This window comes from Streptococcus sp. NSJ-72, assembly GCF_014334035.1.
Taxonomy (GTDB): domain Bacteria; phylum Bacillota; class Bacilli; order Lactobacillales; family Streptococcaceae; genus Streptococcus; species Streptococcus constellatus.
The window spans coordinates 1,117,653-1,141,597 of record NZ_CP060489.1 but is presented as its reverse complement, the minus strand read 5'-3'; the positions used below and the strand labels follow the sequence as shown (position 1 = coordinate 1,141,597).

Below are 23,945 nucleotides of genomic sequence, written 5' to 3'. Positions count from 1 at the left end.
TGACGTCCGTCTTGCCTGAACTTGGAGTGTTTTTTCTTTTCAATTACATCATATTCACTAGGTAGGTATTCAAAGTCAATCTCACCAGTCGCCTTATCCGATCGAACTAACTTAATGCGAATCTGTTGACCGACTCGAAAAACAACACCGGATTTTTCACCCTGCAAAGTTAGATTACGTTCATTATAGTGGAAAAACTCTGGCAAGTTAGCTACATGAATCAAACCTTCAACTGTGTTTGAAAGTTCGACAAATAGACCGAATTTGACTACACTCGACACAATACCATCAAATTCTTCTCCCACAAATTCTTCCATAAACTCAGCCTTTTTCATAGCTTCTACTTCTCGCTCTGCTTCAATAGCTCGCCGTTCCCTGCTGGAAGACTGACTAGCAATATCTGGAATGACTTGCTCAAAATGCTCTGCTATTTCCTTAGAACGCCCGTAATCGCGCACCATGCGATGAACCAAAAGGTCTGGATAACGGCGGATTGGACTGGTGAAGTGAGTGTAAAACTCGGCTGCCAAACCATAATGACCGTAGTTATGCTCTGAGTAACGAGCCTGCTGCATGGAGCGCAAAAGCATCATAGATAGCACTTCTTCATAGGGCTGACCATGCACCGCTTTCATAATATCTTGAAGAGCAGATTGACTTATAGAATTAGCTGTTCCATATACTCGAACTCCAAAGGTAGAAGCAAAGTCAATAAACTTCTGTACTTTTTCAGCTTTAGGTTCTTCGTGAATCCGATAGATAAAGGGCAGCTTTAGTTTAGCAAAATGCTCTGCCACCGTTTCATTTGCGACCAACATAAAAGACTCAATCATACGCTCCGCAAGGCCACGCTGACGTAAAATAATATCTACTGGACGTCCAGTCTTATTGACCAAAATTTTAGCCTCTTTCGTATCAAAATTAAGGGCTCCTCGCTTGAAACGCATCGTTTCTAAGATAGCATGAAGCTCTACCATTTGCTCTATACTTGGAACAATTGTTTTAAATGCTGTTCGTTTTTCCTTGTCTCCTGTAATTATATCATTCACATCGCTATAGGTCATACGAAAAGTAGTTTTAATGACTGTTTGAGTAACAGTATGCTTAACAACTCGCCCTTTTTGATCAATCGCCATGATAGCCGATTGCGTCAACCGATCTACATTAGGATTGAGTGAACAGATGCCATTTGACAGACGCTCAGGCAGCATAGGTACTACTCGATCCGTCACATAAACAGATGTTGCTCGATTGAGCGCTTCCTTGTCCAATTCAGAACCTTCTTGAACATAGTAAGAAACATCTGCAATATGAACTCCCAGTTCAAAATGTCCATTTGATAGTTTCTTGATATGAACTGCATCGTCCAAATCTTTAGCATCCGCCCCATCAATAGTAAAGGTAATTTCATTACGCAGATCTAAACGACCTTCAAAATCCTTTTTAGATGGCATATCCGGAATTGCTGACGCTTCTTTCAAAACTCTCTCTGGAAACTCAGACACAATGTCCATAGACTCCAAAACTTCCAGAACATCAATACCCGGATCATCCTTGTGACCCACTACATCCAAAATAGTAGCTACAAAAAAATCATGTTTTTTAGTCGGGTACTTATCAATCTCTACTTTTAAAATCTCTGTCCCATCCAAAACCAAAGCAGGCTTCTTGATATAAATAGGTTGAGATATTTTCTGATTTTTTGACCGAATATAACCAGCATACTTAGGCTTTTCTTCATCCAAGATGAGCTGACCCACTGCTGTTTTTAAGCTGTGTTCCAAAACATCAATAACCTTCGCTTCAGCAGACGTTCCCTTGCTGCGATCTGCAACCTTAGTGATTGCAACTTCTACCGTATCGCCATCAATAGCATAGTTGACATCATTGCGACCAATAAAAAGATCATCCTCTTCTTCATTTAAGGTAACAAAGCCAAAGCCATTTTTATGGGCGTGAAAAGTCCCTTTCAAAGTAAGCAGCTGCTTTTCTTTACGAAGTTGGATTTTCCCAGCATTGCTAAAGGTCAATTGACGTTTTCGCTCCATTTCAGAAATCGTCTGAACTAAATTTCTAAAGTCTTTTGCTTTTTCTTTTCCTAATCTTTGTGCCAGCTCATCCATACTAGCTTCTTTCTTTTCTCTTAAATAGTTTAAAATTTCTTCTTTCATTCTTTCCTTTTTTCTTATATTCTCTAAACTTTAAGCTACTTTTTCCTCACCTAATACAGAAAAAATAGGCAAAGACAAAGTCAGAGCCCATTTTATTTACTAGATAAGATTGTCAGCATTAGTGCAATCAACAACCAAAAGAAAACCATCACTCCTGTCAAGCGCTGCATTACTGCTTCAAAACCTCTTGCTTTTGGTCGTTCAAACAAGTCTCCTGCGCTTGCGTCAAATACATTACTTGATTGATTTTTTGTAGGTTGCATAAAAATTGCGATTAAAATAAATACTGATAAAATCAATAAAATGGTTAATAATAAATTATACATATCAAACTCCTTAAAATCTCATCCATTTTACCATAAAACTTATTTTGATTCAAGATGTAAGGTCACTTTTCTTTCTTTGGGACAGTATTTTAATACCTCAACCTTTTCTGGATGTGTTTTCATATTTTTACTCGTTAAATAATTCTGACTGCCGCAACTTGAACACTTTAAATTAATCTTTACTCGCACTGACTTCCTTCACTCCTAAATATTTTCTAAAACTAAACAATAAAAAGAAAAAGTTCAATAAAGCTAAACCTGCTGTACTATAGAAAACCCAATGATAGCCAAAATGAACAGAAATGGCTGACCCCATTAACGGTCCAATAACACCACCGATATAAAAGAAAGTTTGATTGTAACTGAAAATCCGTGAAATACCTTCTTTTGGTGTGATTTTATTGAGGAGAGAGCTAACTCCAGGCAGAAGAGCTCCAGTGCCCAATCCAAATAGAAAGCGATAAATTCCCAATTCAAGTGGTGTACCAGCCCTCGCACAGAAAATATAAATAACAAAACTATACAAAAGAGCCAGTAAGAGCAAACGGTGATTTCCTATTTTATCTCCTAATTTTCCCAGCCAACCAGATGAAAATATGCTTGAAATGCCCATTGCTGAAACGATTGCACCAGATACCAATAACAAATTTTCTTTTTGCCCTAAAGAGCGGATATAAAGTGTCAAAATAGGGGAAATGGACTGTCCAATCATCTGAATCACCATGCTAGTAATAAATAAGCCAAAAAGGATTGATTTTTGAGGAATTTGTTGAAATAGTTGCTTGGTCGAAACTTCTTTTTCCTTAGAGACGGGATGAAAATCTTCTTTTATCCCAAAAATGGTCCACACAGTAACAAGAAATAAGAAAAATCCCACCAAAAGAAAAACATTTCTCATCCCTAAACTTTGTGCAATTATGCCTCCCAAAAGAGGTCCCATCAGAGTTCCCGCTACTACACCTGTTGACAATGTTCCCAAAGCATATCCAGAATGTTTTTTGGGTGCTTGGCTAGCTATTAAAGCAGTACTATTAGGTACATAACCAGAAAACACACCATTTAAAAGTCTCAAAACAATGAGCCAAAATACATTCGGCACAAAAGCCAAGCCTCCCATCGTAAAAGTCATTGCAAAAGCTGCCCGAATCATCATGGGCTTGCGACCATATTTATCAGCTAAACTCCCCCAGACAGGTGATAAAAGTGCGGCTGTCAAAGCTGTACTCGAAACCGCTAAACCTGAATAAAATTCAACCATAGAGCCTCCAGCGCCTAATTCTTCCACATACAAAGACATAAATGGAACAACTAGTGACATACTAGCTCCTACAAGAAAGTTTCCCAGCCAAGCAATCCATAAATTCCGTTTCCAATTCACTTGATTCTTAATAAAATCATCTTCTTTCTTTGTCTAAAAATGCCTGCACCTGCTTTAAAGTAGCCAAAAGCGCACCATTATTGTCAATCACAATCTCAGCTCTTTGTCTTTTTTCTTCCAAAGAAAGCTGAGCTGCTATGCGTCTTTGAGCCTCTTCTTGACTAAGATTATTTCGAGCCATCAAACGTTCTAATTGAGTATCTTTGCTCACATCTACTAGCCAGATTTGATCAAACCAATCTTCATACTCCTGCTCAAATAAGAGTGGGATATCCATAAAGAAAAGCTCTTCTGTTGCTGCCAATTGATTACGTTTTAAAGCTAATTCTTCTCGAATAATATCATTTTGTAAGCGACTGGACTTCTCTAGTAAATTGGGACGACTAAAGAGAAGAGCTCCTAGCTTTTTTCGATCCAATTGACCGTCTGCCAATAAAATTTCTGTTCCAAATTCTGACAACAGAACTTGATAAAGTCGACCTCCCGGTTTCTGCAATTCATGAACTACCTGATCCGCATCAATCACTTGATAACCTTGAGAGCGCAGGAAGTCTGTTACAACTGATTTTCCAGAGGCAATTCCGCCTGTAATTCCAATTATTTTTGCCATGTCCTACCTCATTTTTTGACAATGTGGACAAAGGTGAGTTCCACGACCAGCTAGTTTGATTTTTTCAATTTCATGACCACATCTAGTGCAAGGTTGCCTTGTTTTTCCATAGACTTGCAAGAAATCTTGCATTGTGCCGTCTTCTCCTAAAGCATTGCGATAAGTGCGAATGGTCGATCCTCCCTTTTCAATTCCTAACTGCAAGACCGCAATAATTTGTTCTCGCAGATGCTTCATTTCTGCTCTATTCAGGCTTTGGGCTGCTCTTGCTGGGTGAATCTGTGCCCGCCATAAAACTTCATCCACATAGATATTACCAAGACCCGCTACTAAGGTTTGATCCAATAGGTAAGGTTTAATCAGTTTCTTAGACTTTCTTAGAGCTGTTGCAAATGGTAGTAAATGAAAATCTAATTCGGTCGGTTCTGGTCCTAACTTTTTAGAGAGAAAATAGCTATCCAGCTGTTCTTTTTTCAACAATTCCATTGTACCAAATTTCCGAACATCCTGATAAACGAGGTTGCTGCCATCTGTGAAATGAAAAATTACATGAGAATGCTTAGTCAATTGGGCCTCTTCAGGGTAGAAAAGATACTTTCCTTCCATGCGCAAATGCGAAATCAGCACCCAATTTGTCAAATAAAAAATCAGATATTTGCCCCGACGCTCAACAGCATCAATACTTTGTCTCGGTAAATCTAAGACAAAAGTATCTACCCCTGTCCCAATCATCTTGGTATAACGGACATCTACCTTTTCAATCTCTTTTCCTTTAACCAGCCGCTCCAAACCACGGCGTACCGTTTCTACTTCTGGTAATTCAGGCATGAAATTTTTATCCTTTCTTATCCAAATTTAACGTGTAATGGACTGTTCGACTTATTTCTTTAAATCCTGCCTTCTTATGAAAAGCTTGACTGACTGCATTGTCTATATCACAATCTGAAGCTAGCTGAGACACTCCTTTTTCTGTCGCCCACGACTGAGCAAAGTCAAGAAGCTGAGTAGCGATAGCATGTCTTTGAAAAACAGGTACTACCGCTATGCCTTCAATATATGCGACAGGAAGTTGCTCCGCTCCTTCCACATACTCCGAACGCATAGATAAGCTGACCCAAGCAACGGCTTCTCCTTCTATGTAGTACAAAAATTCATTAGGAAATTTTCCTTCAGAAAATGCTACTAATAATTTCTTTTTCTCTATCTTCCAAGCTAAATGAGCAAAGTAAGCCCAATCAGCTAGCTGAGATTTTTCTACCTCTCGGATTTCTCCTATCATGATTATTTCTTTCAATCTTCTCTTCCTAGTAAACGGCGTGCGTATACTGTCTGACCTGAATGCATAGCCGCATCGTCAATGATAGATACTAAACGATTTCCACGTTTAACAGCTGGAATCCAATTCTCATCGACGACATCATCCAGACTATCTTCATTTACCTTTGATAAATAAGCAATTGTTGCCGCAACCGCATCAGACAGATAACCTTTAAGAAAATCAATATCTGTCACCACAACTTTATGCGCTTCTTGAGGAGTGTGATGCCAATCTTCCGTATCATCTGGTAAATCCAAAGCAAATTTTTTCTTCCAACCTTTAGAAAACCAGACTGGATTAGTCTTTGCTAAATCAGCAATCTGGAAATCCAACTCCCGCGCCGTATGCCAAGTCAGCCAAGTGATAGACTTAATAGATGGAGCAGTATCTACAAGTGGAAAAGCGTTCACCTCTTCTAAAGACAAACCTTCCAATACAGACAAAAAACGCTCCTTAGCTCGTTCTACATTTTCCACTAAAAGTTCTACAAATTCCATTGTCCTGCCTCCTTTATTAAACTGTATCAAACACTAAAATACATCTATTATCACTGCAAATCTGATTTTAAAATTCCATAAGAGGAAAAATCCTTGATTTTCCCTTTATGAAATACTGCTTTGCGAAAGGTTGCCTCGTATATCATTCCGGCCTTGGCCATAACACGTCCTGAAGCAGGATTGTCAGTAACAAAGTCTGCTGTGACACAATTAAAGTCTGCTTCTTTCAAAAGATAAGAAAGCACCTCTTGGAGTGCCTCAGTCATCAAACCTCGTCCCCAATATCTTTTACTCAGGACATAACCAACTTCGCAAGCATTAATATCTTCATCTATGTCCACCACACTAATATCGCCAATCACTTCATCAGAATTTTCTTTCAGACAAATCACCCATTTATAAAAATCCAGATCTTGATATTGTTAAACCCACTGAGCCACTGATTGTTTGGTAACGTCAGTATTCTCATGAGTAGACCAAGTTATATGGCGAAGATTGTCTGGTTCAGAGGTCCAGTTACGATACATGGCAAGGTAATCTTTAGCTACAAAAGGGCGAAGCAGCAACCGTTCTGTTAACAATCTTTGTGTTCCGATATGTTTCATAAAATCTTATCTCATCATTATTATTTATTCAATGCCCTAGAGCAAAGCTGTCTGCAAAATATTCCGTTAACATCAAACGGTGTTTATCACTTACAGAATCCAGCTTCTCAATTTCTTCCTTAGAAAAGAAACCCAGACGCAAGGTTTCTTCATTGTGAAAATCAGAAATATTTACTGGTGAAACAGCCGCCAGCTCATAGATGAAGACAACCGTCTGCACCTTATCACCATTAGGATAGACTTCCTCAAAATTGCTATAAACATTGAGAAAACGTGTTGCTTGTACTTTAATTCCCGTTTCTTCAAAAAACTCACGCTTAGCCGTATCAAGTGGACTCCCCAAGCTCCATTGCACCACCTGGAATTGCCCATGTTTTCTTATCACCGCGTAATTGCAAAAGTACGCATCCATCCTTATCCGTCAAAATGCCCCCAGCAAAAGTCAGAATGACCTTGTTATGCCCAACTTTTGATCGGATATAGGAAATGTAATCTTGAGTCATGTTTAATACTCCTTCTCTTTCCACTCAAAGTCCACCAACTCTATTTTCTGATTGCTTTGTCTATTTCTTATTATCCATTTCTTCTATAATATGAGCATAATGGACTTTCATAGCTTTCCTCAATTGCTGGCTAAACATCCCAAACATAAAATAATAAGCCAGACCAAGACATAATAAAGCGAATATTGGCAACAAGAATAATTGTACTATGAGGAAAATTAAATTTGCTCTACCACTAAATATCGCCAGCAACGGCATTAGGACAAGAACAACTACTAATGTCATGCCAGCTGTCTTAAATCCCTTGTGCCGTTGCTCTTTCAATTCTAAGTACTGATGGTAGATAGACCTTACTTCATCCTCTTTATAACGATTACAAAGCAAGCCGTCCTTTATTTCCTTATCTAAACTGGTAATCCCAATTGAATAAACCATTTTCTTCTCCCTCTCCTACGTTAGATTCTCTGTCCCTAAAAGTCGTCCTCAATACTCCTTCTCATTATAGCCAAAATCTGCCAAATCCAATTTCTTGTCCCGCCAGTTTTTCTTGACTTTAACCCAAGTTTCGAGATAGACTTTGTCGCCTAGCATGATTTCAATGTCACGGCGTGCCATTTTACCAATTTTCTTGAGCAGAGCCCCTTGCTTGCCAATGATAATCACCTTTTGACTATCACGCTCCACCATGATGGTAGCACGAATATGTACCTTGTCCGTCTCCTCATCACGTTTCATAGATTCAATAACTACAGCCACTGAATGCGGTACTTCTTGCTCCGTTAATTTCAAAATTTTCTCTCGAATCATCTCAGAAACTAAAAAGCGTTCCGGGTGATCGGTAATTTGATCCTCTGGAAAGTATTGAAAGCCTTCTTCCAAGTTTTCTTTCAGCAATTCCATCAGACGAGGGACATTATTGCCTTGCAGGGCAGAAATGGGCACAATTTCCTTAAATTCCATTTGTGTCCGAAAATCATCAATCTGCTCCAGCAACTGGTCTGGGTGCACTTTGTCAATTTTATTGATAACGAGAATGACAGGAATTTTTGCTGCCTTGAGCCGTTCCATAATCATATCATCACCCCTACCACGCTTTTCATCAGCAGGAACCATAAACAGGACTGTCTCTACCTCCCGTAACGTTGAATAAGCAGACTCTACCATAAAATCACCGAGCGCTGTTTTAGGCTTATGAATTCCCGGCGTATCAATAAAGACAATTTGCTCCATGTCTGTCGTATAAATCCCCATAATCTTGTTACGAGTTGTCTGAGCCTTATCACTCATAATAGCAATTTTCTGCCCCATGACATAATTCAAAAAAGTTGACTTCCCAACATTAGGACGTCCTAAAATGGCTACAAAACCAGATTTAAAAGTCATTATTTCACCTCTATTTCACTAAATAACAGAAAATCGGCAGTCTCCCCCGATTTCCAAATCTTTAAAAAATCAAATTCCAAATTTTAGGAATGAAAATAACCAAACCTGTCACAACTGCAAATCCAGAAACTACTAAAACTGCACCAGCTGCCATATCCTTGGCATTTTTAGCTCGTATGGAGAAGTGATAATCACTAGCTAAATCCACCACATTTTCAATAGCCGAATTCATAATCTCAAAAGCGATAACCAAAAAAATGCTCAAAAAAAGGAAAAGCCATTCTATCGCAGATACCTGAAAAAGGAAGCCTGCAAGCACCACTACAACTGCTGAAACGGCATGATTACGCATATTACGTTCTTCTTTGATTGCCGTAAAAATCCCTGTCAGAGCAAATTCTAAACTCGAAATGACATCCCGATTCTTCCATTTGCGCTTGTTTTTTTTATTGTCTTGTAAGTCCATAAGCAGTCAAAATTTCTTCCTGTAAACCAAACATTTCCGCCTCTTCTTCTGGCGTATAGTGATCGTATCCATTGATATGCAAAAAACCATGCACTGCAAGAAACCCCATCTCTCGCTCAAAACTGTGACCATACTCTTCTGCTTGCTCGCGCGCCTTATCTATGGAAATAAAAAGTTCTCCGATATAAGCATCAAAGTCCTCTAACATTTCTGCCAACTCAGGATTTTTTAATAAGTCCTCCTCATCAATGGCAATGTCCAGCTCAGGCTTGTACTCCAAACTAATAACATCTGTCGGACGGTCCGTATCTCGATATTCTAAATTCAGCTCATGACTACGCTCATTTGTAACAAACGTTACAGCCATTTCCTTATTTTCTTTCCCAATCTTCTTCGCAGCAAACTGCAAAATTTCCTGCGTTTGCTTTATCATTTTTTCCGAAACTTGATTTGTTTCATCTATGATTTCAATATACATCATGCACCCACTTTATTAGTATCATTTTCATTATACCATATTTCAATTAGGGATGGCTGATTTATAAATCATTTCCTATTTAGTTCTGCTCTTTATTGCACATTTTTTCTTTCAAAACTTATACTTGTTGCTGGAGACGGCTCATTTGAGCATAGATCCCATTTTGTTTTACCAATGTGTCGTGTTGCCCTCGCTCTACAATCTTTCCTTCAGAAATAACCAGGATTTGATCTGCCTCTTGAATGGTTGATAAACGATGAGCAATGATAAAAGTTGTTCTCCCTTCCTTTACAACAGCCATTGCTTTTTGAATCAGTTCTTCGGTTTCTGTATCAATATGAGAAGTTGCTTCATCCAATATTAAAATTTGAGGATTAGCATAGAGAGCTCGAGCAAATGAAATCAGTTGACGTTCACCACTCGAAAATGCTGCCCCTTTATCCTTTACAGGCTCATCAATTCCTTCTTTACAACGAGCCAGCAAGTCCCCTGCACCGACTTTTTCTAAAGATTCCAAAACTTTTTCACGATTGATACCTGAATGGCTCATAGCTACATTAGTTGCTAGTGTTCCTGTGAATAGATAAGGATCTTGCAAAACAATCCCCATGTGACTACGAAGACTTTCACGAGAATATTGTTGAATATCTTGTTGATCAACATAGATTTTCCCTTTTTGAGGATCGTAGAAACGATAAAGTAGGTTCATGATAGAAGATTTTCCAGAGCCGGTATGTCCTACCAAAGCAACCGTCTCTCCTTTCTTTGCTTTAAAACTAATATTGTGCAGAACTGTCTTGCCTTTCTCATATGCAAAGCTCACATGTTCAAATGTAACTTGTCCTTTAACAACTGCCAACTGTGATTTTACATCCTCTTCCTGAGGTTGATCTAACAATTCTAAAACTCGTTTTCCTGTTTCCAATGATCGTTGTACATTTGGGAAAAGCCGAACCAGAAAACCCATCATCTCAAATAAATTGATAATATAATTGAGATAGATAAACAGTACACCAGCGGTAATGACATTGCGACCGCCTAAAAATTGCTGGCCAACTATCGTCAAAATGACAGCAAGCACTGTATTTTTTAAAAATTCCGTTAATGGCCAAGACGAAAGAGCACTTACCCATACAATTTGTTTATCAGCTTGGCTCATTTTTCGAGCAGTTGCATTAAATTCTGAAAGAACTGTTTTTTCCTGATGATATAACTGTATCAAGCTGGCTCCATGCATCAATTCATTCACTTGATTATTGATATCACTCCGTGAATCATAAAAGTCTTTCATCGGCTTGTCCGTTAGTTTTTTATAAAATACTTGTATCCCATAAAAAGCAGGAAGCAATAGCAAAAGTACCGAGGCAGCAAGTGGACTAAGGTAAAACAATAGAGCGTAGGTAAAAACAATCCGAAGAACTTGAATCAAAACACTAACCAAACTAGCATAAAATTGTCTTCGTAAGGTTTCCGTATCATTTACAATTCTGGTTGCAATCTTACCTGCTGGTTTATCATCAAAGTAAGAAATCGGCAAATTTTGCATAACCTGATAAGCTTCATTCCTCAGATGTTCTGCTACTTTGTTTCCACAATGCGCTAAAAGGCGATCACCTAAGTAAGTCAGTATGCTCCCCAAAACTACAACAATTATGTATAATCCAGCTAATTGCAAAAGCTGAACCTGACGATCTTTTCCGCTTCCAATCTGTGTAAGCGGTCCGTCTATCATATTTCTCAAACAGAGAGGAGACAGTTGGCTAGTCACCGTTGCTAAAACAGCAATTCCAACCGCAAAAAAGAATGCAGTTCGAACAACTCTTAGTTCTTTTAATAAACGACTAATGATACTCATTTACTCCCTCCTTTCTGATGTTGCTGCCGCTGATATTGTTCGGCATACCAGCCTCCTTTATTTAGCAACTGGTTCGGTGTCCCTTCTTCAACAATTTGTCCATCTTCTAAGACAAGAACCCAGTCTGCCTGTTGGATAGCTGACAAACGGTGTGTCACAATGATCGTTGTCTGATTAGCTCGCATATCCTGAAGATTTTTGATAATTCGACGCTCTGTTTGAGCGTCAACTGCTGACAAAGAATCATCCAAAATGAGGACTTCTGGTTGTCTAATAAAGGCGCGTGCTAAAGAAATTCTTTGTTTTTGACCGCCAGATATTGACACTCCTCTCTCACCAATAAGAGTTTCCAGTCCGTCTGGCATTCGTTTTAAATCTTCTGAAAATGCTGCTGTTTTAATAGCTTTCTCAATATCGCTTAATGTCGCATTTCTCTTACCAAAGGCAATATTGTCTTTGACAGATTTTGAGAACAAAATATGCTCCTGTGGGACATAGCCAATCATTGCTTCAATCGATGGACGTGAATAGTGACTGGCGGATTTTCCATTTATCTGAAATGTACCTCGTCCAACAGGATATTGCTGAAGAAGCTGACGAACTAAGGTTGTTTTACCAGATCCTGTTTTTCCAACAATACCATACGTCTTTCCTGCTTCAATTTGCCAAGCTATGTTACGCAAGCTAGGTCTTTTTGTTTGTGGATAAGTGAAATGATAATTCTGAAAACGAATAGAGATAAGATGTTTTAACTCCTCTTTGCCACTCATTTTCATATCATCTGTCGTTTCAATCAATTCTGTGACCTTTTTAAAAGATGTTTTCCCTGTTTGATAGACCAGGATAAAGTCCGACAACATCCAAAAAGGTTCAATAAGGCTAATCATATACAATTGAAGAGCGATCACTTGCCCAATTGTTAACTGTCCCATTTTTATAAAAATAGCCCCAATAAGAAGTACAATAATCGTTGATAAAGCGATAAAGACAGAGGAGAGAGGCGCGTAAAGATATTGAATGCTGGCAATTTGATCACCAACCTTAGATAAAGCTTTTGTGCGCAATTGGAACTGTTCTTTCTGAGTTGTCTTCTTGCTATAAGCACGCGCAACTCGGACTCCCTCTATTGTTTCCAGCACCTCATCATTCAAAGATGCCACTGCTTCACGATTATTTTCGACTAGTTTATCTTGTTTTTTACCAAGAAAATAAATCCAGATCATCAATGTCATAAGCGGAATCATAGCCAGTAAGCTAATTTCCCATGAGATAAAAAACATGGTCGGAATGACAAAGACAATCATACCTCCAGCATATAAGAGAATTACAATTCCATAACCAGCCATCTCCATCATTCCTTCAACATCTGTTGAAAAACGCGTTAGAATATCACCAGAACGAAATTTTTCGTAGAAAGGCATTCTCATAGCTACCAATTTTTCAAAAGCTCTTCTTTGAATGAGAAATTTATAATCAATGGACGATTGAAATATCTTTAAATGCCAATAGTAAGCTGAAAGATAGTTACAAATCGTCACCAGAGCCAACAAACTAACATCTCTAATTAAATTCTGCTGTGTCAAACTATGATGCGAAAGATGATCTACTAAACGCTGAATTACCTGTGTTGGAATCAACATTGTAAAATCATACAATAGTAAAACCAGAGCAATGGACAAATATAACCATTTATGTTCTTTTATATATCCAAATAAACTTTTAATCATCCTAATCCTTTCCTAAACACACAAAAAAGCTCAAGACAGAATAAACCTGTCCTGAGCTTACTTGTTTTTATTTATTTTTTCATCAAAAATAAATTACAGTGCTGTGCTAGAAAGGAGTTCTGTCGTATGATATACCTGAGTACTGTTTTGTTTTACATTATTCATGATACATTCTCCTTTCTACTTTTAATTAGTTAATACTTTAACATTAAAAGAAATGCTTGTCAAGAATATTTACAAAAAATCCTCCCAAAACTGAATGAATTTTCTGCCTTAAAATCAAGATTAACAATTCTTTGTAATAGCAATTTCGGCTGCGATACGTCCAAAATTGAAAATATCAGTAAGAGAATTGCCAACTAAACGGTTTCCGGCATGCAATCCGCCGGCTACTTCTCCAGCTGCATAGAGACCTTGGATAACTTGTCCTTGTTTATTGATAACATGTATTTCCGTATCAATCTTAAGCCCACCCATAGTATGGTGAACGACTGGTTTTCAAGGAGTGGCATAAAATGGTGATTTTTCAACCTTGAGGTCGAAAGCTCTTTTTTCAAATTCAGGACCATATCCTGCATCAACATAAATATTATAAGCTGTGATCGTCTTGGTAAAGACCTGTGGATCCATTTGTAGCTGTTAAGCCAACTCTTCCAAACTATCTGATCGGTAAATCATTCCATGTGCTACCTGTGCATCAATCTTTTCTTGACTGTATTATAAGCTGTTTCTTTCATATTATCGTCTACAATCAGATAGAAAAAACCACCATTGTCAATTGCTGCCTGAACTCATTTATCCCGACTACCGTACTCATCTACAAAACGTTTTCCTTAAGTATTGACCATGATGAAGTTAGCCGGAGGCGCCTGTAATCGGGTCAGATACCAGCATTATTTGATAGAAGTCCAAACCGACTAGGTCTGTACCAACGCTTTGACCTAAGAGAATACCATCACCCATAATAGCTGGTGAATTTGATGTCTTAATATCGTCACCAATGTGCATCCAGTATTGATTGTATTGCTGCAACATCATAGGATTAAGATACAAATTAAAAGCGTTGATATGATTAGCTTTAAAATACTCTTTCAACAAAGAAATCATTGATGTTTCTTGATTATTCTATTAGAATGTGAAAACAATAACAATATTGATTTCTGCTTTTATAATGCAAAAAAGCCCATTAAAATTGGGCTTTTTCCTGTTCTTCATGCTAATTGCCGGGATCGAACCGGCGACCTCATCCTTACCATGGATGCGCTCTGCCAACTGAGCTAAATCAGCAGTCCCTATCTACTATATCATGCAGAGAGGTACTTGTCAATAGATTTGAAAAATGTTTTCATTAAAAGAGAAAAATTTTGCTAGAAGGTTCCAGAAAAGAACCTAGTCACCATTAAAATTTCCTATAAATCTCACATTCACATCAGTATTTTTCAAAATAATCTTTCTTTGTCAAACGATAATAAGCTCTCTGAGAAATTCGGCCTTCCTCATGCTCATCGAGTGCTGCGTATGGGTCAATATGGGAAAACTTCATACCAGCCTTTTCCATAACCCGTCCTGAAGCTGGATTTTCTACATCATGGAGAGCAACCAACATATTCATATCCAAACTTTCAAAAGCCATTTGAAGTATGGCTTTTAATGCTTCCGTTGCTAAACCTTGATTCCAATATTTTTTATTGATGACATAACCAATGGCTGCCTTTTTAAGGAGCGGATCCAGCTTGTGTAGGTCAATGCTGCCAATCAGTTTTTCATTTTCTTTTAACTCAATTCCCCAATTTCCAAGTGGTTTCCCCATAAATAAACAAGCAATAATATTTTTAGTTTCTTCCAAATCTTTATTAGGTAAAAAAGTGTAGCGAGTATTTTCTTCATCAGAGGAATATTCAAACATATCCTCAGCGTCATCTAAGGTCACAGGCCGCAAGAGCAGGCGCTCTGTTTCCAAAGTTCGGTTTTCAGCTAGCTTTAGATAAATACTTTCCATTTTGCACGAACCTCCTATTTTGCCTCATAGCATAACACAAATACTCACCGAAATCAATGTTTTTTGATTTCTCCTTGATTTTTAAAGCGTTTTCATATACAATAAAAACATCTCAAAAAAGGAGTAAATCTATGTTAATCGGTATTCCAAAAGAAATTAAAAACAATGAAAATCGTGTTGCTTTAACACCAGCTGGTGTTCACAGTATCGTCCAAAAAGGTCATCAGGTTTTAGTTGAAACTAAAGCTGGGCTTGGTTCTGGATTTATAGACGCTGACTATGAGGCACAGGGAGCGACAATTGTTGCAACTGCAGCGGAAGCTTGGGCAGCTGATCTAGTTGTCAAAGTAAAAGAACCCTTAGTTACTGAATATAGCTTCTTACGTGATGATCTCTTGCTTTTCACTTATCTGCATATGGCTGCTGCACCTGAATTAGCTGATGCTATGACAATCAGTAAGACAATAGGAATTGCTTACGAAACCGTTCGTGACCAAGAGGGGAATCTCCCCTTACTTGTGCCCATGAGTGAAGTGGCAGGACGTATGGCTGTACAGATTGGAGCTCACTTTCTAACCAAACAAGAAGGTGGTTCTGGTATACTACTGGGCGGTGTTCCAGGTGTTCCTAAAGGAAAAGTCACTATCATTGGAGGGGGCGTTGTTGGAACACACGCAGCTCGCATCGCTTTAGGACTGGGAGCGCATGTCACTATTCTTGATATCAGCGCTAAACGACTGTCAGAACTAGAAGACCTTTTTGGTCATCAAATCCAGACCCTTATGTCTAATTCTTTCAATATTGCTGAAAGTGTCAAAGAGGCCGATGTAGTGATTGGAGCAGTATTAATCCCTGGTGCCAAAGCTCCCAAGCTCGTTACTGATGAAATGGTCAGTAAAATGCGACCTGGTTCTGTCATCGTTGACGTAGCCGTTGACCAAGGTGGGGTTGTTGCAACTGCTGATCGTGTAACTACTCACGATGAACCTGTCTATGAAAAACATGGTGTACTTCACTATGCCGTTGCCAACATACCTGGTGCTGTTGCTCGCACATCAACTCTTGCTTTAACAAATGTAACACTTCCTTACATTGAAGCTTTGGCTGACAAAGGTTTTGAACAAGCTATAGCAGATGATTTGGGGCTACAACAAGGAGTGACTACTTATAAAGGTTATCTCACTAGCCGACCAGTTGCAGAAGGGCTTAATCGTGACTACACCGATATCAATGATTTAGTATAAATTTTGAAAATAAAAGGATATGCCAACTTGCTTCGCAGGTCCTATACACCACCTTTTAAGCAGTTTTTTTGAACAATCACCTACTACACTGCTCATTTATTATAAAAATAATTTGAGTCTGAGACGCTATTGTCCCAGACTCTTTTTTACTTATCATTTTAAGTCGTATAACTATAAGAAAAGAGCTTTCAAATCCACCTCTTTGCTTCATTCCATTTATTTTTTCTTTTTAGGTTTAGGTAGCGGCAATTGATCATACATGGCTAAAATTAAATCTTCTAGAAACACCTTATTTTCAAGGTCTTCCACTAAAACCATTTCTTTGGCGCCTTCGTATGGAAACTCATACGAGGGTTGGGCAATCTTATCTAAGACTGCTTGAACTGGCTTAACTAAAAAGCGATTATCATAAATACCACCAATAATCTTACCACGGAAGTAAAGAATATACTCTCCCATCATAGAACGGTAAGTCACATCATCTAATCCTGATAATTGCTCCAAAACAAATTCCAAATAGTTTTTACTTGATGCCATTTCTAACCTCTTAAGCTCTGTTCAACGATAACAACCGTATAGAGTTCTTGCTTGACCTCACTTCCAATTGGTTTGAAGCCCTGCTTTTTCCAAAAATGCTGAGATTGCGGATTCCCCTTGACATAAGCCAAACGTGCTTTTCGAAAGTTTTTAGCAAAATAGGCTAGCGCTTCTGTCACAATCTGGCTGCCAATACCTTTCCCTTGATAGGTCTGATTAACCATAAATAGACCAATAAAAACTGTCTCCTCATCAGGATAGGCATAAACAAAATCTATAACAGCTACAAGGTTAGAGCTATCCCAAAAGCCAACATAAAATTTATCAACCTTAGCCTTGCCTTCAGGTAGACGAAACATATCTTCTTTTACACTTTCCAAATTTGGAGCTGGTGGACAATGCTGAAAATACAGAGGATTGCTTTCATATAAAGATAAAATACTTGGAATATCCTTTTCTGCTAGTATCCTACAGCTATAATGCCTAGATAGTTGTTCAATCATCTTTTAAAATCCCTACTCTTTGTGTCCTGTAATGATAGTATAGGACGATGTATTGATGGCCAACACAATATAATTATCAGACACATAGAAGTTCTTTTTTTTTATGACTAATCTTTGTCTCAAATCTTTGGATAAAACCCTTAGCTCATAAAACTGGATTTTCCTCTCTCAAAAGCAGATGCTTTTGCAGACGGACTTTCCCAAGATCAGTTGTGTGAAACTTGTCCAGATTAGTCAAGAGATATTCCTTCATCATCTTCCGACTCCTTGACTGGCTCGCTGACGATTTCGTGACTAACTAAACTAGAATTTTCTTCTTTAGAAAAATGATGATGCGCCACTTCAGTAGAATGTTCATAGGCTTGGATAATCTCTGCAACCACAGGATGACGAACAACGTCCTTGGCTGACAGGTAAACAAAATCAATCTGCTTGATATTTTTCAATTTCTCTGTCGCATCAATGAGACCTGATTTACTATTCTTTGGCAAGTCAATCTGGCTAATATCCCCATTGACAATCATCTTGGAATTAAAACCAAGTCGAGTCAGGAACATCTTCATCTGCATAATGGTCGTATTTTGCGCTTCATCTAAGATGACAAAGGCGTCATCCAATGTTCGTCCACGCATATAAGCTAAAGGGGCTATCTCAATGATTTCTCGCTCCATAAGACGCGTAGTCTGTTCTTTTCCAAGAATTTGAAAGAGTGCATCGTAAACAGGTCTCAGATAAGGGTCTACTTTTTCTTTTAGATCTCCCGGCAAGAAACCAAGACTTTCCCCTGCTTCTACTGCAGGACGAGTCAATATAATCCGTTTGACCTGCCCTCGCTTCAGCGCTGTCACAGCCAAAGTTACGGCAAGAAAGGTCTTACCTGTTCCTGCTGGTCCAATCCCAAAGACAACATCATGGTTCTTAATGCTATCGACATACACTTTCTGCCCTAGGGTCTTAACTCGAATGGGTTTACCATAAGAATCTTTAATAATCTCTTCTTCATATAGAGCCACAAACTTATCAATTTCACCATTTTTGACCATTGTAATAGCTGTCACTACATCTGGCGTTCCAATCGTCATTCCACGGTTAACTAAGACTAGCAGAGCCTGAATAATCTGACGGGCTTCTTCACAGGCCATCTCCTCACCAATAATCTGGACAATTTCTGTCCGCGCATGAATCGTCACCCGCAACTCCTGTTCCATTAAACGCAAATGACGTTCATTAGAACCAAAAAGATGAAATATATCATCTGGATGCTGTAAGATGATTTCTACTGAATGTTCTTGCAAACAAAGAACCTCTTTCTTCACATTATTTACTTTATTATAGCAAAGTAACTCGGAAAATTCTATCTTTTTCCCGAACTAATGTGCTTGATATTCTTCCCAGATCGCATCAAAATCACTAAGATTAAAGGAAAAATCAGCATGTTCTTCTAAATAGCGGCTAATTTCATCAAAATCATCCGTATGCTTAGGAAAAGTTGATTCATGAAAAACTAAATCGGCTAGTATTGCCTTCGGCGCTGTACTTTTAGGATTGCGCTCTGTCATCAACCAAGTATAAAATGATTTTCTCATTCTATCTTTTCTCCTTTCTTGCTTTTTAACCAATCCGGTAAATATTCAGTCAAACCTAATGCAGATAACATGATGATTTGGGGTAAAAATTGTATCAAATACCGCGTCTTTCCACCTTCAAAAATTAGCAAAAACAACAAACCTCCAAAAACTGCAAGACTGATACCATTCAATTTATCATCTGCATGATATTTCCATAAGGCAAAAATAATCCCTACACTCATCACAATCCAAACAACTTGCTTCACAATCTCATAATAGCGATACTCACTCTTATCCACACTCAAAAAATAAGTTCTGATAAACTGTGCCACAAGATTCTTTTTTGTATAAGGATAAAGAGGGGAGATATAAGGCGTTTTTTCATATTCCACATCTCGATATAACCAACCTAAAGTTCCTTCTGAAACAGTTAATGAATGCTTATAGTAAAGATGATTGAGAAATCCCAAAAACGAATATTCTTTTAAGCGTCGTTTGATTTCTTTTTTTACATTTTCTTGCTTAAACATTCCATTATTATACTGTTCTCTCTGATCCACATCAATGTATTGAAGCAAGCCCTCTTTCATGTCTTCTTGATCGTGTCCAATAAAAGTCAACCCTAAGTCAATAAAGAGCAGAGGACTTTTAGACAATCCTTTCTCTTGTATCAATGTCACTTCTGTTTGCGTCGCTTTCAGATAGTTTCCGCCGATAGAAGTTACGCCAAACGATAGGAGAAAGGTGAAAAAGATTAGGATAAATTTCTTCCATTCCTTTTTGAACAACAGCAAAATAAAACCTGCCATAATAACAATCAACACAGTTGGTCGTATCAGCACTGCAAGCCCACTTATCAAACCTAATCCGATTGTCTTTATGAAGAGTACCCTCTTATCCTGCCATCGAAGCCCAAATAAATCAAAAAGTAAGAATATTTGTAAAGCAATGAGCGGAAGAGGCCATATATCCGTGTACATCGAATAAAAATAAGGTGAAAAGCTAACTAGCAAGACATACAAACTAAATGTCACATCAGCAGCAGACTCACTCACATATTTTTTCATTCCCTTGTACAAAATGAGTGCCGTTATATCGGCATAAAATATATTTAATCCCTGCAAAATCCATAAAGCTGAGCTTCCAAAGATATTATAAAAAAAGCGCTCATACAAAAAGAGAAACAAGTTATTAGGATTGCGTGTCAAATAACTGGAAATAGAAGTCTCTTTTGAGTACTTGAAAGCACCATTGAAAACAACTGCTGCATCTCGCCGAATCAGCAACTGAGCAGACAAAAGCATTGCCAACTGAAATACAATCACTGCTATCATAATAGCAACTTTGTGTCTCATCATGTAGTGGTAGCATTTTTTTAAATTTTCTAGATAACGATAAGCTAGAAATACTAGTATGACTGCTCCAATCAAAGCAAGACTAGAAATTGTCCCTAGATGAATAATAGCAGTAAAAAACCAATGCAAGCCCATAATGAACATAATTTTTTGCAAGATTCCAAAGAAAAAAGAGTACATTTTTAGCATAGGACCATTATATCAAAATCTAATTTGTTTCTCTATTTAAAAAAAACAACAATCATCAGATTGCTGCTTAACCTCTAATTGGACCCAGAATCCTCAGAACAAAAAAGTCAATTAAAATACCAAAACTCATGAGTGGTGTGTAAACAAATATCGTTAAAAGAAGAAAAATAAGTTTAGAAATTAAATCTCGCTGCAAATTTATTTGACGAAAAAGTTAATAGTCTCTCATTTCGTGGGAAAGAACTTCCTCATCAATATCCCTGCCAATTTTCTTGATCATGTTTAAATTTCTCAAGTAGAGCTAAGCCTTCTGCCGAAACATAGCCTTCTTGTTCCGCCAGCTTGATTAATTCGGTGTAGTTCGACAACGTTACCAATCGAACACCCGCATCTGAGAAATTCTTTTCTGCCCTAGGCAATTCATAAGTAAAAATAGCTACCACTCCAAGGACGTCAGCCCCCTCACGCTTAGCAGCAGCCACCGCATCCAGAACCGACCCTCCAGTTGAAATCAAATCCTCAATCACGACCATTTTCTGACCTGTTTTTACTCGACCTTCAATTTGATTTCCAGCACCATGATCTTTTGGTTTGCTACGAATATAAGCAAATGGTAAAGTCATCTTGTCAGCAATGATGGCTCCATGAGGAATACCTGCTGTTGCTGTCCCAGCAATCACTTCTACTTCTGGAAATTCAGCTTTGATTTTCTCAACAAAACCTTTTTCAATCAAAGTCCGCGTTTCTGGATAGGCCAAGGTCACACGATTATCTGTGTAGATTGGAGACTTGATGCCACTAGCCCAAGTGAAAGGCTCTTCCGGCTTCAAGTAAACAGCCTCAATTTTCAGTAAGTCACGCGCAATATCTTTTGCCAAAGTCATGATTTCTCCTTTATAATAATTCAATAGTGGAATCAAAATATTGTTCCAAAAAATAAGTCTTTTCTTTTATGTCTTCTAAAGTGACGATCTCGCTAGATAAAGTTAACACCCATTTATCTTCAACATCATCTTGTCGATGAATAACAGCAACCAATTCTCCTTCAAAGTATTCTAACGGTTCTCGTACCTTTTCCGACACAATGTAAACATCTTGCTCTTCACCATCCTCAGCAAACAAATTCGGAATATAACCATAATTGATAGGATAACGATTTCCAAAACTATCTTGATAACCGATGGGTCTGTCAATGATTGCTTGATATACTTTTCTAGCCATCTATCCATTCCGTCTTAATAGCGCGATAAGCAGCTACTGGATCTGCAGCTCGTGTAATGGGACGTCCAACCACAATATAGTCACTACCAATTTGATGTGCTTCTTGCGGTGTCATGACCCGTTTTTGATCCCCAATTTCAGAACCAGCTGGTCGAATACCTGGAGTAACGCACAGAAAATCTTCTGACGTCGCCGCTTTAATCAGCTTAACTTCCTGAGCTGAACACACAACTCCGTCCAAGCCGGCCTCTTTAGCTTTGCAAGCATAATTGACAACCGATTCTGAAACAGTTGTTTGGATATTTTGGCAGTCTCGCATATCGGCTTCGCTAGTAGAAGTCAACTGAGTTACAGCCACTAATTTTGCTTTATCTCCCAAAACTTTTTTAGCTTCCCGCATCATCTCGACACCACCTGCTGCATGCACAGTGACCATATCTACTCCAAAAGTTCCTAAAACAGACATAGCCGAGCGCACCGTATTGGGAATGTCATGCAATTTCAAATCTAGGAAAATGCTGTGTTCCAAACCTTTCAAATAGTGAACGATTTCTGGACCAATAGCATAAAAAAATTCCATACCAATTTTGACATAAAGCTTTTCATCTTTTGGAAAATGTTCCAGAAAGGTTTTAACATCATCAAAAGAGGGAAAATCAAGAGCAATAATAGGACGTTCTTCACGCATAGGTTCATCTCCTTATTTAATTTATAGGCAGTTTGTCGTTTTAACCTTTGGACACAGGGTCTTAATAACTTGAAATACTGTCTGTACTACGGTTTCGTTTGCTAATCCTGACCGCTTGATTTCAATAGAAGTAAAGTCACTGACACTTCCTAACGAAAGCTTTACCCATCGTCTTAAATCCCTGTCGAAACTTTTAAGCACACTTCGTACAAACTTCTTAAGAGCTATAGAAAAACCTTGCCTGAGGCAAGGTTACACGAAAATTGACAGTTTACTGCCGCTTTAAACCGTATCAGCCTTAGTAGCCTCTCTGGACTTCTTTAAAGGTTCCATTTCAATTATTTTATAATTTACTCCGTCTATTGTCAAGCAAAAAATGAGGCTACAACAAGTTTTTTCTAATTTCTGTTCGCAAGCTTTCCAAACTTTCAATACCGTATTTATCCATGACTTTAGGTAGATCCTCAATAATATTAGGACACGCATAAGGGTTTGTAAAATTTGCTGTCCCAACACCAATCGCTGAAGCTCCTGCGATAAACATTTCAATGGCTGCTTCTGCTGAGTTTACTCCACCCATACCAATGATTGGTAAACTACTAGATTGTGCTACCTGACGAATCAACTTCAAGGCAACTGGAAAAATTGCCGGCCCCGACATGCCACCTGTTCCGTTTGCAATAATCGGCTTTCTGCTCTTTGAATCAAATCGCATTCCAACTAAAGTGTTAATCATGGTTAAACCAGAAACTCCTGCATCTTCAACTGCTTTCGCTATTTGTGTAATATCTGCTACACTAGGTGTCAATTTTACATAGACTGGCACTTCCGACACGTCTACCGCTGCCTTAGCAGCCTGATATGCTAAATCTGGCACCTGACCAATTAGCAAGCCCCCATTACCATGATCAACATTGGGGCAGGAAATATTAAGTTCAATAGCCTTGACGTTTGGAGCTTCAGATATTTTTTCTGCAACAAAAGCATATTCTTCGTTAGAAAATCCCGCAACATTAACAATAATCGGAAGATTAGGATAATGGTGAGCCAGCCAAGGAAGTTTTTCTGTCAACACCACATCTACCCCAGGGTTTTGTAGTCCAATAGCATTGAGCATACCAGCTGGTGTTTCTGCCACTCGTGGCGTCGGATTGCCAAAACGAGGGTACTGCGTGGTCGCCTTAATCATTATGGAGCCAAGTACATTGAGATCATAATATTTGGCATATTCCTGACCAAAACCAAAACACCCCGAAGCTGGAATAATTGGATTTTTCAGTTCCAAGCCAGGAAGAGAAATTGCTAAACGACTTTTAGACATATC

25 protein-coding genes, 1 tRNA gene and 4 pseudogenes are annotated in these 23,945 nt (G+C 38.3%); 1 reads left to right on the top strand and 29 read right to left on the bottom strand.

Annotated features, from left to right (window positions below):
- Window positions 1-34 precede the first annotated feature (34 nt).
- The 19 genes and pseudogenes from rnr to H8787_RS05470 form a co-directional block, all read right to left on the bottom strand.
- Window positions 35-2,171: pseudogene (gene rnr, locus H8787_RS05565) on the bottom strand (ribonuclease R); the annotation flags it as partial.
- 92 nt (window positions 2,172-2,263) lie between these two features.
- A complete protein-coding gene (gene secG / locus H8787_RS05560; RefSeq protein WP_003024744.1) occupies window positions 2,264-2,497 on the bottom strand; it encodes a preprotein translocase subunit SecG in 234 nt (77 codons plus the stop codon).
- 39 nt (window positions 2,498-2,536) lie between these two features.
- Window positions 2,537-2,686, bottom strand: coding sequence for a 50S ribosomal protein L33 (gene rpmG, locus H8787_RS05555; RefSeq protein WP_003024746.1), 150 nt, complete (start codon window positions 2,684-2,686; stop codon window positions 2,537-2,539).
- Window positions 2,670-3,875 carry a multidrug efflux MFS transporter gene (locus H8787_RS05550; RefSeq protein WP_187327636.1) on the bottom strand — a complete coding sequence of 402 codons (1,206 nt, stop codon included), beginning with the start codon at window positions 3,873-3,875 and terminating at the stop codon, window positions 2,670-2,672. Before H8787_RS05550 ends, rpmG begins: the two co-directional genes overlap by 17 nt.
- Window positions 3,876-3,891: 16 nt before the next feature.
- Entirely contained in the window at window positions 3,892-4,485 is a 594-nt protein-coding gene (gene coaE / locus H8787_RS05545) for a dephospho-CoA kinase (protein ID WP_003069231.1), read from the bottom strand.
- 3 nt (window positions 4,486-4,488) lie between these two features.
- A complete protein-coding gene (gene mutM, locus H8787_RS05540; RefSeq protein ID WP_006269523.1) occupies window positions 4,489-5,313 on the bottom strand; it encodes a DNA-formamidopyrimidine glycosylase in 825 nt (274 codons plus the stop codon).
- A gap of 7 nt (window positions 5,314-5,320) precedes the next feature.
- Window positions 5,321-5,764, bottom strand: coding sequence for a GNAT family N-acetyltransferase (locus H8787_RS05535; protein ID WP_187328372.1), 444 nt, complete (start codon window positions 5,762-5,764; stop codon window positions 5,321-5,323).
- Between the two features lie 11 nt (window positions 5,765-5,775).
- Window positions 5,776-6,300 carry a DUF664 domain-containing protein gene (locus H8787_RS05530; protein ID WP_187327635.1) on the bottom strand — a complete coding sequence of 175 codons (525 nt, stop codon included), beginning with the start codon at window positions 6,298-6,300 and terminating at the stop codon, window positions 5,776-5,778.
- Between the two features lie 50 nt (window positions 6,301-6,350).
- Window positions 6,351-6,905: pseudogene (locus H8787_RS05525) on the bottom strand (GNAT family N-acetyltransferase).
- Window positions 6,906-6,933: 28 nt separating this feature from the next.
- Window positions 6,934-7,408, bottom strand: a pseudogene (locus H8787_RS05520) (NUDIX hydrolase).
- Window positions 7,409-7,468: 60 nt separating this feature from the next.
- The gene (locus H8787_RS05515; protein WP_187327634.1) at window positions 7,469-7,843 is read right to left on the bottom strand and encodes a ComEC/Rec2 family competence protein; all 375 of its coding nucleotides are present in this window, start codon (window positions 7,841-7,843) and stop codon (window positions 7,469-7,471) included.
- A gap of 48 nt (window positions 7,844-7,891) precedes the next feature.
- Window positions 7,892-8,791, bottom strand: coding sequence for a GTPase Era (gene era / locus H8787_RS05510; protein WP_187327633.1), 900 nt, complete (start codon window positions 8,789-8,791; stop codon window positions 7,892-7,894).
- Window positions 8,792-8,852: 61 nt separating this feature from the next.
- Window positions 8,853-9,257, bottom strand: a complete 405-nt coding sequence (locus H8787_RS05505) for a diacylglycerol kinase family protein (protein ID WP_006269472.1) — start codon at window positions 9,255-9,257, stop codon at window positions 8,853-8,855.
- Window positions 9,238-9,735, bottom strand: a complete 498-nt coding sequence (ybeY, locus tag H8787_RS05500; protein ID WP_003069388.1) for an rRNA maturation RNase YbeY — start codon at window positions 9,733-9,735, stop codon at window positions 9,238-9,240. Before ybeY ends, H8787_RS05505 begins: the two co-directional genes overlap by 20 nt.
- 118 nt (window positions 9,736-9,853) lie before the next feature.
- Window positions 9,854-11,590, bottom strand: coding sequence for an ABC transporter ATP-binding protein (locus tag H8787_RS05495; RefSeq protein WP_058669493.1), 1,737 nt, complete (start codon window positions 11,588-11,590; stop codon window positions 9,854-9,856).
- Complete coding sequence (locus H8787_RS05490; RefSeq protein ID WP_187327632.1) at window positions 11,587-13,317, bottom strand: ABC transporter ATP-binding protein; 1,731 nt, start codon at window positions 13,315-13,317, stop codon at window positions 11,587-11,589. Before H8787_RS05490 ends, H8787_RS05495 begins: the two co-directional genes overlap by 4 nt.
- A 285-nt stretch (window positions 13,318-13,602) precedes the next feature.
- Window positions 13,603-14,361: pseudogene (locus H8787_RS10125) on the bottom strand (FAD-binding protein); the annotation flags it as partial.
- Between the two features lie 170 nt (window positions 14,362-14,531).
- Window positions 14,532-14,604, bottom strand: a tRNA-Thr gene (locus tag H8787_RS05475).
- A 142-nt stretch (window positions 14,605-14,746) separates the two neighbouring features.
- Entirely contained in the window at window positions 14,747-15,316 is a 570-nt protein-coding gene (locus H8787_RS05470; RefSeq protein ID WP_187327631.1) for a GNAT family N-acetyltransferase, read from the bottom strand.
- Window positions 15,317-15,447: 131 nt separating this feature from the next.
- Between H8787_RS05470 and ald the strand changes: the two genes are divergently transcribed.
- Window positions 15,448-16,560 carry an alanine dehydrogenase gene (gene ald / locus H8787_RS05465; RefSeq protein WP_119056083.1) on the top strand — a complete coding sequence of 371 codons (1,113 nt, stop codon included), beginning with the start codon at window positions 15,448-15,450 and terminating at the stop codon, window positions 16,558-16,560.
- 216 nt (window positions 16,561-16,776) lie between these two features.
- On the opposite strand, the gene H8787_RS05460 is transcribed toward ald, so the two are convergent.
- From H8787_RS05460 to H8787_RS05415, 10 genes are all read right to left on the bottom strand, one after another.
- The gene (locus tag H8787_RS05460; RefSeq protein WP_187327630.1) at window positions 16,777-17,097 is read right to left on the bottom strand and encodes a TfoX/Sxy family protein; all 321 of its coding nucleotides are present in this window, start codon (window positions 17,095-17,097) and stop codon (window positions 16,777-16,779) included.
- A 2-nt stretch (window positions 17,098-17,099) separates the two neighbouring features.
- A complete protein-coding gene (locus tag H8787_RS05455; RefSeq protein WP_039677053.1) occupies window positions 17,100-17,600 on the bottom strand; it encodes a GNAT family N-acetyltransferase in 501 nt (166 codons plus the stop codon).
- Window positions 17,601-17,612: 12 nt separating this feature from the next.
- Complete coding sequence (locus tag H8787_RS10120) at window positions 17,613-17,684, bottom strand: hypothetical protein (protein WP_247927340.1); 72 nt, start codon at window positions 17,682-17,684, stop codon at window positions 17,613-17,615.
- A 146-nt stretch (window positions 17,685-17,830) separates the two neighbouring features.
- Window positions 17,831-18,895 carry a PhoH family protein gene (locus H8787_RS05445; protein ID WP_187327629.1) on the bottom strand — a complete coding sequence of 355 codons (1,065 nt, stop codon included), beginning with the start codon at window positions 18,893-18,895 and terminating at the stop codon, window positions 17,831-17,833.
- Window positions 18,896-18,970: 75 nt separating this feature from the next.
- Window positions 18,971-19,186 (bottom strand): YozE family protein, encoded by a 216-nt coding sequence (locus tag H8787_RS05440; protein ID WP_003072551.1) that lies wholly within the window; start codon window positions 19,184-19,186, stop codon window positions 18,971-18,973.
- Window positions 19,183-20,712, bottom strand: coding sequence for a hypothetical protein (locus H8787_RS05435; protein ID WP_410468299.1), 1,530 nt, complete (start codon window positions 20,710-20,712; stop codon window positions 19,183-19,185). Before H8787_RS05435 ends, H8787_RS05440 begins: the two co-directional genes overlap by 4 nt.
- Before the next feature lie 251 nt (window positions 20,713-20,963).
- Window positions 20,964-21,596 carry an orotate phosphoribosyltransferase gene (pyrE, locus tag H8787_RS05430; RefSeq protein ID WP_003069418.1) on the bottom strand — a complete coding sequence of 211 codons (633 nt, stop codon included), beginning with the start codon at window positions 21,594-21,596 and terminating at the stop codon, window positions 20,964-20,966.
- 10 nt (window positions 21,597-21,606) lie between these two features.
- The gene (locus H8787_RS05425; RefSeq protein ID WP_037597116.1) at window positions 21,607-21,933 is read right to left on the bottom strand and encodes an inorganic diphosphatase; all 327 of its coding nucleotides are present in this window, start codon (window positions 21,931-21,933) and stop codon (window positions 21,607-21,609) included.
- The gene (pyrF, locus tag H8787_RS05420; RefSeq protein ID WP_049480624.1) at window positions 21,926-22,621 is read right to left on the bottom strand and encodes an orotidine-5'-phosphate decarboxylase; all 696 of its coding nucleotides are present in this window, start codon (window positions 22,619-22,621) and stop codon (window positions 21,926-21,928) included. The genes H8787_RS05425 and pyrF overlap by 8 nt, the downstream gene beginning before the upstream one ends.
- A gap of 382 nt (window positions 22,622-23,003) precedes the next feature.
- A complete protein-coding gene (locus H8787_RS05415; RefSeq protein WP_187327628.1) occupies window positions 23,004-23,942 on the bottom strand; it encodes a dihydroorotate dehydrogenase in 939 nt (312 codons plus the stop codon).
- Window positions 23,943-23,945 lie beyond the last annotated feature (3 nt).